Below are 14,233 nucleotides of genomic sequence, written 5' to 3'. Positions count from 1 at the left end.
GCCGGGTCATGATCGGCGCCCCCGCCGGAGCCACCCGAGGCCTCCGGCCGTTCCCGGAGGTGTCCTCTCGTGCTGCTCGTCATCCTCGCCGCCCTGGGCGCTCTGCTCGCCGGACCGGCCGCGAACCGGTTCCTCAGGCCCAGGCTGCTCAGCGAGGACGACGAAGGGCGACGCCGTCTGCTACGCCCGCGCCGTCCGCGAGCAGGAGTGGCCGGCCATGAGCGACGGCGAGGGCTCCCCGGCCCCCAGCGTCTGGTCCACGGACTTCCGTACGACCTTCCGCACCCTGGAGGGCAAGCCCGTCTTCGGGATGCTGTTCGCCGCCGACAACAAGCGCTCCGACGAGCGGGAGGAGCGCCTGACCCAGGCCACGGCCAGCATCCCCGGCGCCATCCTCTGGTTCCTGCTCGCCACCCTGGCCATCACCGTGATGGGCCTCGGCATCTGCCTGCCCCGCAGGAACAACCGCGGCCAGGTGATCACCCTTGTGGTGATCACCGCACTGCTGACCACGACCCTGTGCATCATCCGGGACGTCGACCGGCCTTTCGGCGGCATCATCGACGTCGAGCCGACGGCGATCACCGAGGCCGAGCGGCAGGCCACCCGCGACTTCCTCGTCCCCAGCAGGATCACCGAACTCCCCTGCGACGACCGGGGGAACCGGATCGCCTGAGCCGATGCCGGCCGTGCGGGGAGCACTGGCGCCCCGCACCGGAGGTGTGTTTTGCTGCATCCATGAGCCTTCTCGTGACGCGCCGACACGTGGACTACGTGCGCGTCACGACCATGGCGTGTTCCCGCTGACACCGAGGCCTCGACCCGGCGTCCGGACACCGACGCACACGCCCCACGACTCCTGGGCGCCCTTTGACGGCCTCGTCCTGCCTTCACCCCCTTTCACCTCAGCAGGAGGAGACGCATGAGCGTCCATGACACCACCCGTGCCCCCGAGGCCGGCCGAGAGGCCGTCGACGTCGATCCGGAGCTCTTCGCCGCGGAATGGGAGAAGTGGCACCAGGGCAAGGACGCCCGGCTGGCCGCGGAGCACGGCTTCCTCGCGATCACCGGTCTGCACTGGCTCTCCACCGAGCCGCAGACCTTCCCCGGCACGCCGGGCACCTGGTCGACCGGCCCCGAAGGCGTCGTCGTCGAGCTCGACGAGGGCACCGAACTCGTCGTCGACGGCCACGTCGTCCGGGGGCGACACCTGTTCGGCGTCATCCCGGAGCGCAGTGGCATCGACGCCGTGTGGGGCGACACCGTGCTGGAGGTCGCCAAGCGCGGCGGCAACGACATCGTCCGCCCGCGGAACCCCGCCCACCCGCTGCGGGCCGACTTCAAGGGCACGCCCGCGTACGAGCCCGATCCGCGCTGGGTGGTCACGGGCCGGTACGAGACCTTCGACGAGCCGCGGCCGACGACGGTCGGCGCCTCCGTCGAGGGACTGCAGCACGTGTACGACGCTCCCGGCCGGGTCGTCTTCCGGCTGGACGGACAGGAGTTGAGCCTGACCGCGTTCAACGGGCACGCGCCCGGCAGCCTCACGCTGCTGTTCACCGACGCGACCTCGGGCGTCACCACCTACGCGGCCAACCGGAATCTCACCGTGGAGACCCCCGGGCCCGACGGCACGGTCGTGCTCGACTTCAACCGCGCGACCAACCTGCCCTGCGCCTACACCGACTTCGCGACCTGCCCGCTGCCGCCGGCCGAGAACCGGCTGCCGGTCGCCGTCGAGGCCGGAGAGCGGATCCCCCACGAGCGCGGCCCGGTCGACTGACGGAGGCCCCCGGACGGTGTCGCCGCGCAGTGTTGCCACGACGTGACGGCGTCGTGGCAACCCCGTGGCGATCCCGTCCGCTTCCCGGCGGCGCGGCCCCGACTCGCCTAGCATCCCGGGCACACGGTCCCGCCGCCGGCGCGTTCCGTTTCTCGCGAGGACAGGTTCCCATGGGCATTTCAAGCACCCTCAGCGTCGACGAAGCCCTGCCGCGGCTGCCCGAGCTGAACGTGGTCGACGTCCGCACCCCCGGAGAGTTCGCCTCCGGCCGGCTGCCGGGTGCCGTCAACGTTCCCCTGCCCCTCATCGACGACAGCCTCGCGGACCTGCGGCGGACCGCGGAGACCGGGCCGCTGCTCCTCGTGTGCGCCTCGGGCACCCGCTCCGAGAAGGGCGCCGCGGTCCTCGCCTCCCACGGGATCCCCGCCGCGAGCCTCGCCGGCGGCACCCGGGCCTGGGCCGACGCCGGTCACGGTCTCGAGTACCCGCCCGGTCCCGTACGAGCCGTCTGGGGGATGGAGCGCCAGGTGCGCTTCACCGCCGGGGCCCTGGTGCTGCTCGGGCTCGTCCTCGGGCTGCTCGTGCATCCGGCGTTCCCGCTGCTGTCGGCGGCGATCGCGGGAGGCCTGGTGTTCTCGGCGGTCACCGACACCTGCGGCATGGCGGTCGTTCTGGGCCGGCTTCCGTTCAATCGGCGGGGCTGACGACGTCCGTGCCTCCAGGGCGGCGGACCCGGCCGAGCAGCGCCGTGAGGAGCACGGCCGTCAGGGTGCCGGCGACGACGCCGCTGCCCAGGATCGTCCGGGCCCAGCCGGGGAAGCCCGCGTACAGGTCCGGGCTGAGCAGCGGCAGCAGTCCCGCCGTCAGCGCGAGGGCGGCGGTCAGCGAGCCCGTGCCCGTACCGGACAGATCGGCCCGTCGGAGCATCTCGACGCCCATGACGGCGATCACGGCGTAGACCACGAGGGCGGAACCGCCCACGACGGCCTCGGGTATGCCGGCCAGGGCCCGGGAGACGGGCGTGGCCAGGCCGAGGACGACCAGGAGCACTCCGGCACCGGCGGTCACGAAGCGGCTGCGGACGCCGGTGAGCCGGCCGATGCCGATGTTCTCGGCGCTGGTGACCATGAGGGAGGTGCCGAAGAGACCGCCGGCCAGGGACACCAGGGCGTCGGCGCGGGCGACGCGCGGAACGTCGCGCTCGGGGGCCGGAGTCCGGCCCACGGTCTCGCTGTTGAGCACGGTCTGCCCGGTGATCTCGGCCAGGGTCGTGAGGCTGAACACGAGGAGCGGAAGCGCGGCCAGCAGGTCGAACCGCGGTGCGCCGAAGGGCAGGAACACGGGCAGGGCGAAGCCGCTGCCGGCCGCCGGGCCGAACGAGCCCAGGCCGGTCACCACCGCGACGACGGTTCCCGCCGCCATCCCGAGGAGGACGGAGGTCTGTCGCCAGACGCCCCGCAGGAACACGTACGCGGCGACGGTCGCCGCCACCGTGAGGGCGGCGAGGAGCACGGCGCGCGGCTCCCCCGTGCCGTCCGGACCGGTGACGAGCCGGGCGGCGACCCGGATCATCGCGATCCCGATGAGCAGCACGGTCACGCCCATGACCAGCGGCGGGAAGAGCCGTACGACACGGGCGTACAGGGGAAGGACGGCGAGCAGCAGCGCGGCCGCCAGGAGAACGGCGCCGGTCGCGGTCGCCGGTCCGTGTTCCTGGGCGATCTGGAGGAACAGCGCGGTCGCGGCGCCGCCGGGCAGCATGACGAACGGGAGCCGGCCGCCGATCCGCCACACGCCGAGGGACTGGAGCAGGGCGCCCGCGCCGCAGAGCAGCAGGACGGTGCTGAGCAGGGAGGCCGTCGCTGCCGGTGTCATCTTCAGACTGCCGGCGACGAGGAAGACGGTGGAGACCGGGGCGGCGATCATCGCGAGGACGTGCTGGGCCGCGAGCGGGGCCAGGCGCCGGTACGGGACGCGCGCGTCGACGTCCTCGACCGGGCGGGCGTCCGCGGGTCTTGCGGTGGGTGTGGTCGTCATGCCGTCGCCTCCAGCCACGGGATGTCGGCGGCGGAGTAGCGGTAGGCGCGGAAGACGGCGTTGGGCTGGGACGGGAAGAGGCTGCGGACCTCGCTCTCGCCGTAGCCGGCGAAGTAGGGGACGACGTACTCCCAGCACAGGTAGCCGTCCTTCGTCACCTCGAAGAGCCGGCCGGACGGAGAGTCGGTGACGAGCGTGTTGCCGTTCGGGAGGCGCTGCGCGGAGCCCATGAAGGGCGCGAAGAAGAACTCGCGGGCCGGGTCGTGGTACTCCCACACGATCTCGCCGTCGGTCCGGTCGATCTCGACGACGCGGGAGTAGGGGACGTCGTGGCCGGGCCGGAAGACGCCGTTGTCGAAGACGAGCAGCCGGCCGTCGTCCAGTTCGGTGGGCGCGTGCTGCTGGCTGACGGTGCCGGGGCGGCTGCGCCAGAGGATCTCGCCGGTGTCGCGGCTGATGACGACGACGGCCGAGACGCTGCGCAGGCTGGCGAGGATGTTGCCGTCCCGCAGGGGGGTGACGCTGTTGATCAGCGGCCAGTGCTCGCGGGCGTAGGCCTCGTGCAGCGGGAAGGCCTCGGGGTCGAGGTGCTCGGCGGCGCGCCAGGACCACAGGACTGCGCCGTCCGGGCCGACCTCCTTGATGGTGTCGGCCCACACGAGGCCGCCTTCGGCTTCGGAGCCGGGCACTCCGCCGCGTACCGCCGCCGCCTCGGCCCCGGCGAGGGGTTCCAGGGCGGTGTAGAGGATGCGGCCGTCGTCGAGGTGGTGGGCGTCGTGGTGCTGGAGGGGGTCGCGGTGCTCGCTCAGCACGGTTCCGTCGGCCGCGGCGCGGAGCATGACGCCGCCGCGGTACTTGTGCCACATCGGGAAGAGGGCCTTCTCCCCCGGGAGGACGCCGTTGTAGGCGAGGGTGCCGTCGGCGAGCAGTCGGGCGTGGCGGCCGGGGCGGTACGGCAGGTTCCACTGGTGGACGGTGCGGCCGTGGAGGTCGATGAGGTAGACCTCGCCGGTGCCGGTGAGGGGTGCGTAGAGGGTGTAGCCCTCGGACGCGGCCGTCTCGTCGAGGGCGATGAGGCCGGTGGGACGTCGGCGGCGTGAGTTCTGGTCGATCGGGGGCACGTCGGGGCTCCTTCAAACTTTCTTTGATGAGAACAACCGACTTTGACGGTAGAGGCGTTGTGTGACGGGCGTGTGTCGGGAGTACGAAACCGTTTCCGGGCTTCCGGGCCGGGCCGCGTAGGGTGCCGTCAGGCGCCACCGGGTGCCGGAGGGAAAGGACGGGACCATCCATGGAGGCCGCGAACACACCGCGGGTGGGCGCCGCCGTGCGCCGCCGGCGACGGGCACTCGACCTGACGCTCGCCGAGGTGGCGCGGAGCAGCGGACTGTCCTCCCCCTTCCTGAGCCAGATCGAGAACGACCGGGCGCGGCCCAGCATGCGCTCGCTCCAGCGGATCGCGGACGCCCTCGGGACCACGGCCGTCCAGCTGCTCGCGGCCTCCGACGAGACCCGTACGGTCGACGTGGTGCGCGCCGACGACGACAGCGGCCTCGACCGGGAGGCGCGCGTCCGTCCGGTGGTGCGCGGCCGGCATCAGCTGCACGCGCTCGAGTTCGTCGGCGCGCACGAGGCGGACCGCGAGTTCCGGCACCGGAACGACGAGCTGCTGTACGTGGCGGACGGCGCGGTGGAGGTGGAGGCCGACGGCCGCCTCCACCGACTGGGCCGCGGGGACACGCTGCTGCTGTCCGGGGGCGTCCGCCACCGCTGGCGCACCACGGAACCGGGCTCCCGGATCCTGGCGGTCGCGATCGGGGACCACGTGGAGGTGCTGGAGCCATGACCTGGACGGCACCCCCGGTCGTACGCACCCAACAGCTGGGCGGCCTGGGCTCCGTGACGGAGCGTCAGATGCTGGAGGGGTGGCTCACCTGGCACCGGGAGACCCTGCTCGCCAAGTGCGCCGGGCTCGACCCGGGCCAGTTGGCGCGCGCGACGGTGGAGCCCTCGGACCTTACGCTCCTCGGCCTGGTCCGGCACATGGCGGAGGTGGAGCGGTGGTGGTTCCGGCGCGGCTTCGCGGGTGAGGATCTCGGGGACGTCTTCACCGGCCCGGCGGACGGCAACGAGGGACTCGACGGAGTGCTCGCGGCCGACGCCGAGCGGGACTTCGGGCTGTTCCGGGCCGAGGTCGAGGCCTGCGACGCGGCGGCGGCCGGCCACGACCTCGACGAGACCTTCCTGTCCTCGCGCGGGGTCTCCCTCAGCCTGCGCTGGGTGTACATGCTGATGATCCAGGAGTACGCCCGCCACAACGGTCACGCCGACTTCCTGCGAGAGCGGACCGACGGGGTGACGGGTGACGAGTGACGAGTGACGGGTGACGGGTGACGGGTGACGTCCGGTACGGCGCCGGGAGTGCCGTACCGGACGGGGCCGCGGGCCGGCCTCAGGCCTCGCGGGCGCCCTCGTACATGGCCTCGACGAGTTCGGCGTACTCGCGCTCCACGACAGGGCGTTTCACCTTGAGGCTCGGCGTGAGCTCGCCGTGTTCGACGTCCAGGTCGCGCGGCAGGAGCGAGAACTTCTTGATCGTCTGCCAGCGCTGGAGGCCGCCGTTGACGCGCTGGACGAAGGCGTCGATCAGCGCGTGCACCTCCGGCGCGGCGACGACCTCGGCATAGGCGCGGCCGCCGAGGCCGTTCGAGGCCGCCCACGGCATGATCGCGGTCTCGTCGAGCGCGATGAGGGCCGTGCAGTGGTTGCGGCCGTTGCCGATGACCAGGATGTTGCTGACGAACGGGCAGACCGCCTTGAACCGGCCCTCGATCTCGGTGGGCGCCACGTACTTGCCGCCCGAGGTCTTGAACAGGTCCTTCTTGCGGTCCGTGATCCGGACGAAGCCCTCCTTGTCGATCTCGCCGATGTCCCCGGTACGGAACCAGCCGTCGCTCTCCAGGACTTCGGCGGTCTTCTCGGGAAGGTTGTGGTAGCCGCGCATGATGCCGGGCCCCCGCAGGAGGATCTCCCCGTCCTCGGCGATGCGGACCTCGGTGCCCGGCAGGGGCCTGCCGACCGTGCCCACGCGGTAGTCGTCGACCGGGTTGACGGTGCAGGCCGCGCTGGTCTCCGTCAGGCCGTAGCCCTCCAGGACGGGCACGCCCGCGCCGGCGAAGAAGTAGCCGATGTCGGGGGCGAGCGCGGCGCTGCCCGAGGCGCTGCCGCGGAGCTCTCCGCCGAAGGCCGCCCGTATCCTGCCGTAGACGAGCTTGTCGGCGAGGGCGTGCTGGGCGCTCAGCCACAGGGGCACCTTGCGGCTGCCCGTCGCCACCATGCTCTCCTGCCCGGTCCTGGCGTAGTCGCGCGCCACCTTCGCCGCCCACCGGAAGACCCTGTACCTCGCGCCGCCCTCGGCCCTCGCCTTCGCGGCGATGCCGTTGTAGACCTTCTCGAAGACCCTCGGCGCCGAGGCCATCACGGTGGGCCGGACGACGGGCAGGTTGGTGACGATGCGGTCGATCCGGCCGTCGACCGCCATCACGTGCCCGGTCTGCACCTGGCCGGAGATCAGGGCCTTGCCGAAGACGTGGGACAGCGGCAGCCAGAGGAACTGCACGTCGCCGGGTTCGAGGAGCCCGCTGACCTCCTGCGCGGCGCCCTGGTAGGACCAGCAGTCGTGCACCAGACGCACCCCCTTGGGGCGGCCGGTGGTCCCGGAGGTGTAGATCAGGGTGGCGAGCTGCTCCCGCTCGATGGCCCCGACGGTCGTGTCGATCGCGTCCGGGTGTTCCTGGAGGTACGCCGTGCCGCGCTCCTCCAGGTCGGCGAGGGACAGCACCTCCAGGCCCTTGACCTGCGGGAGGTCCGCCTCCGGGTCGAAGAGGATCGCGTGGCCGAGGCCGGGCAGGCGGTCCGCGTGCTCGACGACCTTGGCGAGTTGGGCGGCGTTCTCGACGAAGATCGCCCGGCTGTCGGAGTCCGCGAGGATGTACGCCGTCTCGTCGGCGTCGGTGCTCGGGTAGACGGCCGTGGCGGCGGCGCCCGCGCACATCACCCCGAGGTCGGCGAAGATCCACTCCACCCGCGTCGAGGAGGAGATGGCCACGCGCTCCTCGGTCCGCAGGCCGAGGGCGAGCAGACCGGCGGCGATCGCCCGCACCCGCTCGGCCGTCTGGGCCCAGGTCAGCGAGCGCCACTCCTCGGCGCCCTCGGCGCCCTCGGCGCCCTGACCGGCCGGCACGGGGTAGCGGTAGGCCTCCCGGTCGGGTGTGGCCTCGACCCGCGAGAGGAAGAGGTGCGCCACCGAACGCGGCCGGTTTTCGAGCAGGTGTTGCGCGGAACTCATGGCGACCTCCGGACCCAGTGCGCCGGCCAACGTTGGTGACCGGCAGGTAACTTGCGCGCAGGAGGTGAGATTAAGGGGGAAACCCGTCGCCGCGTAAGGGGTCGTCAGCTCCCGTCGACCTCCAGGCCGCCGCCGCGTAAGGGGTCGTCAGCTCCCGTCCGCCTCCAAGGGGCGTAAGCCCGTCCGCCTCCAGGCCGCCGCCGAAGGTGTCGTCAGCTCCCGTCCCTCTCCCCGCGCGCCGCGATCAGCGGGCCGAGGAGTCGCGTGCCCGGCCCCACCCGGCCGCCGGGGCCCGGGAGTTGGGTGGTGTCGGCGACCGTGAGCGGCTCCCGGCAGGCTTCGCAGGCCACGACCGGGGTGCCGACGTGCCCGCAGGCGTCGTGGCGGATCCGGGCGGGCGGACCCGCGGGCCCCGCGTACCACTTGTCCCCCCACGCCATCAGCGCGAGCAGCACGGGGTAGAGCTCCCGGCCCTTCTCGGTGGCCACGTACTCCTCGCGCGGCGGACTGTCCTGGTACCGCTCGCGCGCGAGGACGCCCTCCTCGACGAGCCGGGCGAGACGCGCGGCGAGGACCTTGCGGGAGAGGCCGAGGTCCTCCACCAACTCGTCGAAGCGGCGGATGCCGACGAGGACGTCACGCATGATCAGGGCCGTCCAGGCGTCGCCGAACAGGTCGGTCGCGCGGGCGATCGAGCAGGCGACGTCGGAGAGCGGGGTTCTGGTCACACCGCCATCCTATCCGCGACGAGTTCCCTCGGGGAACTGGACGATGCTAGGTTTACCGAGGGAACTCACCCGATCGTCGAGGGAGCCGCCATGCCCGTCGCCCCGCACATCGCACTCGACTCGGCCGGCCCCACGGCCGTCGACGGCCGCCACATCCGGGCCCTGACCTTCCAGTCCGTACGGCTCGACTACCTGCGGCGCGTGCTCGCGGAGCTGAGCCTGCCGACGGACGGCGGCCGGGCGCTCGTCGTCGGCAGCGGGCGCGGTCTGCTCGCCCGCGGCCTCGCACAGCTCGGTTTCGAGGTCGTCGCCGCCGACCCCTCCCCCGCCGCGACGGCCCTCGCCGTGGCGGCGGACGAGGACCCCGGCGTCAGCTATCTGACCTCACCCGCGGAGGAACTCGACCTGCCCGACGGCTCGTTCGACCTCGTGTACTGCGCCGACACCCTGGAGATCACCGAGCGGCCGGACGCGGTCCTCGCGGAGGCCGCGCGCGTCCTGCGCCACGGCGGAGCCTTCGTCTACGACACGGTGAACCGCACTCCCCTGTCCCGCCTCATCTACCTCGGCGCCTTCCAGGCGTTCCCCGGCACGCGGATCATGCCTCCCGGCCGCTACGCCGCGCACCGGCTGCGCCGCCCGGCGGAGCTCGCCGAGGCCCTCGGGCGGGCGGGACTCTCCGCCCGGGACGTCTCGTCGTTCAAGCCCCGTGACGTACGCAGTCTGGTGCGGGCGACGCGCGGGCGCAGGCGCGGCACACTGACCGACGAGCAGCTGCCGGCCCTGGTCGACATGGTCATCGAGGAGGACGGCAGCCCGGTGGTGACGTACCTGGGGTACGCGGTCCACCGGTCCTGAGCCGCTCCCCCGCCTCTCGTAGTGCCTGCGAGGGCCTGCGAGGGCCTGGGAGGGCCGGTGGAACCACGTGGCAGCGGGGCGGAGGCATGCGGATACGGTCCTTGCTGTGGCGCGTTGAATCACGCACGCGTCACATCAGGGAGGGAATTCATGCGTACACCCCTGTTCCGGCGTCTGGCCGCCTCGGCCGGCGCGCTGGGACTCACTTCGCTCGGCCTGCTCGGCGCGGGCGCCGCGCCCGCACAGGCGGCGGTGAGCGACTGCCCCACGGGGTACTTCTGTGCGTGGGCGAACACCGACAGCACGGGCTCGATGTTCAAGACGCAGTCGAGCAAGGCGACACTGGGCACGTGGGACAACAAGTTCCGCCTGATCATCAACCGCACGCCGGGTTTCGCCTGCACCTTCAACGAGCCGAACTACGTGGACGGTGCCGGGCGGTACGGGAACGACGGCTACACCACCAGCATCGCCAGCAGGTCCGTCAGTTCGGTGAAGATCGTCCGCACGATCCGGGAGTGCGAGGGACCCGCGTACCCCTACTGGCTCACGGAGACCTCGCCCACGGCCGCGGGCTTCGGCGACATGAACGGCGACCGGAGGGCGGACGTCCTCGTCCGTGACCTGGTCGGACGCCTGTGGTTCCTGCCCGGTGACGGCAATGGCCGTCTGGTCGGCACGGGCGGCTGGAACGCCTTCGACGCCATGGTCCGGCACGGCGACTTCAGCCGGGACAACCGCGAGGACGTGATCGTCCGCGAGGCGTCCACCGGCAGACTGTGGCTCTACCCCGGCACCGGGACCGGCGGCCTCGGCACGCGCAGGCTGATCGGCGCCGGCGGCTGGAACGGCATGAGCCGGATCGCCGCGTTCGGCGACCTGACCGGCGACGCGCGGGCCGACCTGCTCGCGGTGGAGAAGTCCACCGGCAGGCTGTGGCTGTACCCGGGCACCTCCCCGGGCACCCTGGGCGCACGCAAGCTGCTCGGCAACGGCGGCTGGAACGGCATGAACGCCCTGGCGGGCGTCGGTGACATGAACGGCGACGGCCGGGCCGACCTCTACGCCCGCGAGGCGTCGACCGGCAAGCTCTGGCTCTACCCGGGCAGGGCCGGCGCGCTCGGTTCGCGTGTGCTGGTCGGTAGCGGCGGCTGGAACGGCATGCCGGCGATCATCGCCAACGGCGACTGGTCGGGCGACGGCCGACCGGACCTCATCGCGACGAAGGCCGAGGACGGCATGCTGTACCGGTACGCGGGTACGGGCAGCGGCGGCCTCGGAGCCGGCGACTGGCTCGGCGGCGGCGACTGGCGGGACCTGAACGGCGCCTTCTGAGCCTCGAAAGGGCCTTCGCCTCCGGGCGGGGGCCCTTTCACGCACCCGGCAAAGGCCGCTGCAGTACGTGGGCCTGTCCGGAAAGCAGCGCCGTCTGCCCGGAGGGCAGGGGCCGCGGCGCCCGGGACGTGCCAGGCGTCGCGGCCCAGGCGGGACTTTCCGGACAAGCCTAGGGTCGGGGCACCCAGGCCCCCGGGCCCCGGTCGTTCAGCAGGGCGCAGACGAACTGCTCCTCGACGGCGCGCAGTCGGGTCAGCAGGGCCGGGTTCGTCGTGACCTGGCTGGTGACGGAGACCGTCACCGTGCGTCGGCCGTCCCGCGTCGACGCGGCGAACTGCGTGTAGCCGGGGGTGTTGCCGGTGTGGCCGAGGACCGTGCCGCAGCGGGTGGTGTAGCGGAAGAGCCCGAGACCGGCCGCGTTGGCGCCGGGTCCGGCCGGTTCCGAGGCACCGCCGGGGAGGAAGTCCTGCTGGGCCTGACGGGTCATGGGCGTGAGCAGCTCCGGTCCGGCGTAGCCGCCGATGAACCTGCTGAGGTCGGCGGGGGTGGAGACGATGCCGCCGGAGGCCCAGGCGCCGGAGGCGCTGACCGCCTCGCTCACGTCCTCGGGCGGCTCGCCCGGGGCGGTGAAGTAGCCGTGCAGGAAGGGCCGGGGCAGGCGGTAGCCCTGGGGGAGGCTGGTCTCCGTGAGGTCGAGCGGGCGGTACACGAGGTGCTTCAGGAGCGACTCGTACGGTCGGCCGGTGGCCTGTTCGGCCATGAGGGCGACGGCGATGTTGTCCGAGTTGGAGTAGGCGTAGCGGCTGCCCGGCGGGAAGAGGAGCGGCTGGTCGGCCACGAAGTCGAGGAGGCGGCGGGAGTCGAAGTGGTGGCGGGGGTCGGCGCGGACGATGTCCTGGAAGGCCTTGCTCTTGCTGAAGTCCGGGAGTCCGCTGGTGTGCTGGAGGAGCTGGCGCAGGGTCACCGCGTGCCAGTCGGCGGGCAGGTGGGGCAGGCGCCGGCCGATGGTGTCGTCCAGGTCCAGGGCCCGCCGGTCCACGAGGCTCAGCGCGACGGCGCCACTGAAGGCCTTGGCCACGCTGGCGATGCGCATGTGGTCGTCGGGCCGGGGCGGGCGTCCCGTGCCCACCTCGGCCGTGCCGGCCCGGTAGACCTGCCGTACGCCGTCCCGGGTGAGGACCGCGATCGCGCCGGGCGGGCCGCCCGGCGCTCCCACCAGGTCGGCGAGGGCCTTCCGCAGTGCCGGGTCTCCGTGACCGCCGTCGTACGGGACGGCCGTGGCCGGTGCCGTCGCGGCGCCGGCCAGGACGGCGGCCGCCACGACCGCCCCGGCGGCCGCCGTGCGGAATCGGCGCCCGGGGCGGCGTCCGGTGCGGCCACGGGCGGAGCTCGTGGAATTCCGCCCGGCGTACGCGGCGGGAACACGTCGGGGCATGCGCTACCTCCTCGGTTGCGGGACCGGGCACGGCGGACGGTGGGCACGGGCCCGGATGCGGCCGGAGGACCGGCCGTACGGGCGCTCGTCGGCCACCAGGCCGTCCTGTCCCAGGATCCGGCCACCTTCTCGCGGTACGGGCTCCGCCGCGCGCCGCCTGCGCCATCCGGCTCACACGCGCGCGCGTGGTGGACGGCCCGGGGTGGCGTCCCGTCAGCCGGTGGGCGCGGTCGCGCCGGGCCGGGTCCGGTAGCCGAGGGTCACCAGGACCGTGGCGACCAGGACGACCGCGCCCACCGTGCGCAGCGCCGGGCTCATCGCGTCGGCGAAGGAGCCCGCGCGGGCGTCGGCCTCGTGGACGGCGAGCACGGTGCCGGTGACGGCCACGCCGAGGGCGGCGCCCATCTCACGGGCCGAGGTGCCGAGGCCGGAGCCGAGACCCGCCTGGTGGGCGGGGAGGGCGGTGACGACGCCGACCGTCAGGGCGGGCATGCACAGGCCGGTGCCCGCCGAGATGACGAGGAGCCAGCAGGCGTACAGCGCGTACGGTGTGGCCGCGCCGGCGGTGGAGGCTCCCAGGAGCCCGGCGCCGATCAGGGCCAGCCCGGTGGTGACGGTGGGGCGCGGTCCCGAGGCGGCCTGCCAGCGGGTCGCGACCTTGGGGAAGAGGGCCATGCCAATCGTGAGCGGGACGATGGCGAGGCCGGTGACGGCGGGGCCGTACCCCTTGACGTACTGGAGGTACTGCGAGTTGGCGTAGAAGAGCGAGAAGAGGCCGAAGAAGCCGGTGGCCGTGCCGAGGACGGCGGCGCGCAGCTGTCCGGAGCGGAAGACCCGCGGGTCGAACAGGGCGGCCCGCGAGCGGAGCGCGTACCGGGTGAACAGGGCGGTCAGTGCCGCACCCACGGCGAAGAAGGCGAGGATGCGGGGTGAGGTCCAGCCGTACACCGGGCCTTCGATGATGCCCGCGAGGAGGGCGACCAGGGCCGCGACGAGCAGCAGGGTGCCCCGGGGGTCGGGGCGTCCGTGCGGGGAGCGCTCGGTGCGCGGCACGGCGACCGCGACGGTCAGGGCGAGCAGTGCGCCCAGGGGGACCATCACCCAGAACAGGGCCCGCCAGGTGAGGAACTGGCCGGCGGCTCCCCCGCCGACGTTCCCCGCGAGGCCGCCCAGGCCGACGGCGAGGGTCCAGGAGGCGAGCGCCCGGGCCCGGCGTTCGGGTCCGGCGAGCTGGACGAGGATCGACATGGTCGCGGGCATGATGCAGGCGGCTCCGGCGCCGGACACCCCTCGGCCCGCGATCAGCAGGGCGGGCGACGTGGCCAGGGCGCTGAGCGTGGCCCCGGCGGCGAAGAGCGCGAGTCCGGCGAGCAGGACGCCCTTGCGGCCCCGGCGGTCACCGAGCGCTCCGGCGGGGATGAGCAGTCCGGCGAAGACGATGACGTACGCGTCGACCGTCCACAGCAGCTCGGTGGAGGTCGGATGCAGGGCCGAGGCGGCGAGTTGGGGGATGAGGAGGTTGATGGCGGCGACCATGCTCTGGGCGACGAGGACGCAGGCGCACAGGGCGAGCAGGGTCGACCGCTTCAGCGGGCTCGGCGCGGTGTCGGCCGGGGCGGCGGGTGGCGTCGAGAGGGCAGGCGAGGACATGGCTCCTCCGGGGAGCGTCGTGGTGAGGGGATGTGCGCCCACCGTAGGCTCGGCCCGTG

General features: G+C 73.2%; 13 protein-coding genes. 7 read left to right on the top strand and 6 right to left on the bottom strand.

What is annotated here, in order from left to right:
* Positions 1-217: 217 nt before the first annotated feature.
* The 3 genes from AB5J54_RS36905 (at position 218) to AB5J54_RS36895 (ending at position 2,487) form a co-directional block, all read left to right on the top strand.
* Positions 218-676, top strand: coding sequence for a hypothetical protein (locus AB5J54_RS36905; protein WP_369148294.1), 459 nt, complete (start codon positions 218-220; stop codon positions 674-676).
* 246 nt (positions 677-922) lie between these two features.
* Entirely contained in the window at positions 923-1,783 is an 861-nt protein-coding gene (locus AB5J54_RS36900) for a DUF1684 domain-containing protein (protein ID WP_369148293.1), read from the top strand.
* Positions 1,784-1,953: 170 nt separating this feature from the next.
* Positions 1,954-2,487, top strand: a complete 534-nt coding sequence (locus AB5J54_RS36895; RefSeq protein WP_369148292.1) for a rhodanese-like domain-containing protein — start codon at positions 1,954-1,956, stop codon at positions 2,485-2,487.
* On the opposite strand, the gene AB5J54_RS36890 is transcribed toward AB5J54_RS36895, so the two are convergent.
* Together AB5J54_RS36890 and AB5J54_RS36885 are read right to left on the bottom strand one after the other, a co-directional pair.
* On the bottom strand, positions 2,471-3,820 hold the full coding sequence (locus AB5J54_RS36890; protein WP_369148291.1) for a uracil-xanthine permease family protein: 1,350 nt from the start codon (positions 3,818-3,820) through the stop codon (positions 2,471-2,473). The two genes, AB5J54_RS36895 and AB5J54_RS36890, sit on opposite strands and share 17 nt — an antisense overlap.
* Positions 3,817-4,941 (bottom strand): aryl-sulfate sulfotransferase, encoded by a 1,125-nt coding sequence (locus tag AB5J54_RS36885; RefSeq protein ID WP_369148290.1) that lies wholly within the window; start codon positions 4,939-4,941, stop codon positions 3,817-3,819. The genes AB5J54_RS36890 and AB5J54_RS36885 overlap by 4 nt, the downstream gene beginning before the upstream one ends.
* 170 nt (positions 4,942-5,111) lie before the next feature.
* On the opposite strand from AB5J54_RS36885, the gene AB5J54_RS36880 reads away from it, so the two are divergent.
* Both AB5J54_RS36880 and AB5J54_RS36875 read left to right on the top strand, forming a co-directional pair.
* On the top strand, positions 5,112-5,666 hold the full coding sequence (locus AB5J54_RS36880) for a helix-turn-helix domain-containing protein (RefSeq protein WP_369148289.1): 555 nt from the start codon (positions 5,112-5,114) through the stop codon (positions 5,664-5,666).
* Entirely contained in the window at positions 5,663-6,193 is a 531-nt protein-coding gene (locus AB5J54_RS36875; RefSeq protein ID WP_369148288.1) for a DinB family protein, read from the top strand. The genes AB5J54_RS36880 and AB5J54_RS36875 overlap by 4 nt, the downstream gene beginning before the upstream one ends.
* Before the next feature lie 79 nt (positions 6,194-6,272).
* On the opposite strand, the gene AB5J54_RS36870 is transcribed toward AB5J54_RS36875, so the two are convergent.
* Positions 6,273-8,168 carry a long-chain fatty acid--CoA ligase gene (locus AB5J54_RS36870; RefSeq protein WP_369148287.1) on the bottom strand — a complete coding sequence of 632 codons (1,896 nt, stop codon included), beginning with the start codon at positions 8,166-8,168 and terminating at the stop codon, positions 6,273-6,275.
* Positions 8,169-8,380: 212 nt separating this feature from the next.
* The gene (locus AB5J54_RS36865; protein WP_369148286.1) at positions 8,381-8,896 is read right to left on the bottom strand and encodes a winged helix-turn-helix transcriptional regulator; all 516 of its coding nucleotides are present in this window, start codon (positions 8,894-8,896) and stop codon (positions 8,381-8,383) included.
* Between the two features lie 90 nt (positions 8,897-8,986).
* Here AB5J54_RS36865 and AB5J54_RS36860 point away from each other — a divergent pair, with 90 nt between their 5' ends.
* Together AB5J54_RS36860 and AB5J54_RS36855 are read left to right on the top strand one after the other, a co-directional pair.
* Entirely contained in the window at positions 8,987-9,754 is a 768-nt protein-coding gene (locus tag AB5J54_RS36860; protein ID WP_369148285.1) for a class I SAM-dependent methyltransferase, read from the top strand.
* A gap of 150 nt (positions 9,755-9,904) precedes the next feature.
* Complete coding sequence (locus tag AB5J54_RS36855; RefSeq protein ID WP_369148284.1) at positions 9,905-11,089, top strand: FG-GAP-like repeat-containing protein; 1,185 nt, start codon at positions 9,905-9,907, stop codon at positions 11,087-11,089.
* A 169-nt stretch (positions 11,090-11,258) separates the two neighbouring features.
* On the opposite strand, the gene AB5J54_RS36850 is transcribed toward AB5J54_RS36855, so the two are convergent.
* On the bottom strand, positions 11,259-12,524 hold the full coding sequence (locus AB5J54_RS36850) for a serine hydrolase domain-containing protein (protein WP_369148283.1): 1,266 nt from the start codon (positions 12,522-12,524) through the stop codon (positions 11,259-11,261).
* A 213-nt stretch (positions 12,525-12,737) separates the two neighbouring features.
* The gene (locus tag AB5J54_RS36845; RefSeq protein ID WP_369148282.1) at positions 12,738-14,174 is read right to left on the bottom strand and encodes an MFS transporter; all 1,437 of its coding nucleotides are present in this window, start codon (positions 14,172-14,174) and stop codon (positions 12,738-12,740) included.
* Positions 14,175-14,233: the final 59 nt, after the last annotated feature.

It is taken from the genome of Streptomyces sp. R44, from assembly GCF_041053105.1.
GTDB lineage: Bacteria > Actinomycetota > Actinomycetes > Streptomycetales > Streptomycetaceae > Streptomyces.
The sequence above is the reverse complement of the archived record's forward strand: the minus strand, read 5'-3'. Positions and strand labels throughout refer to the sequence as shown.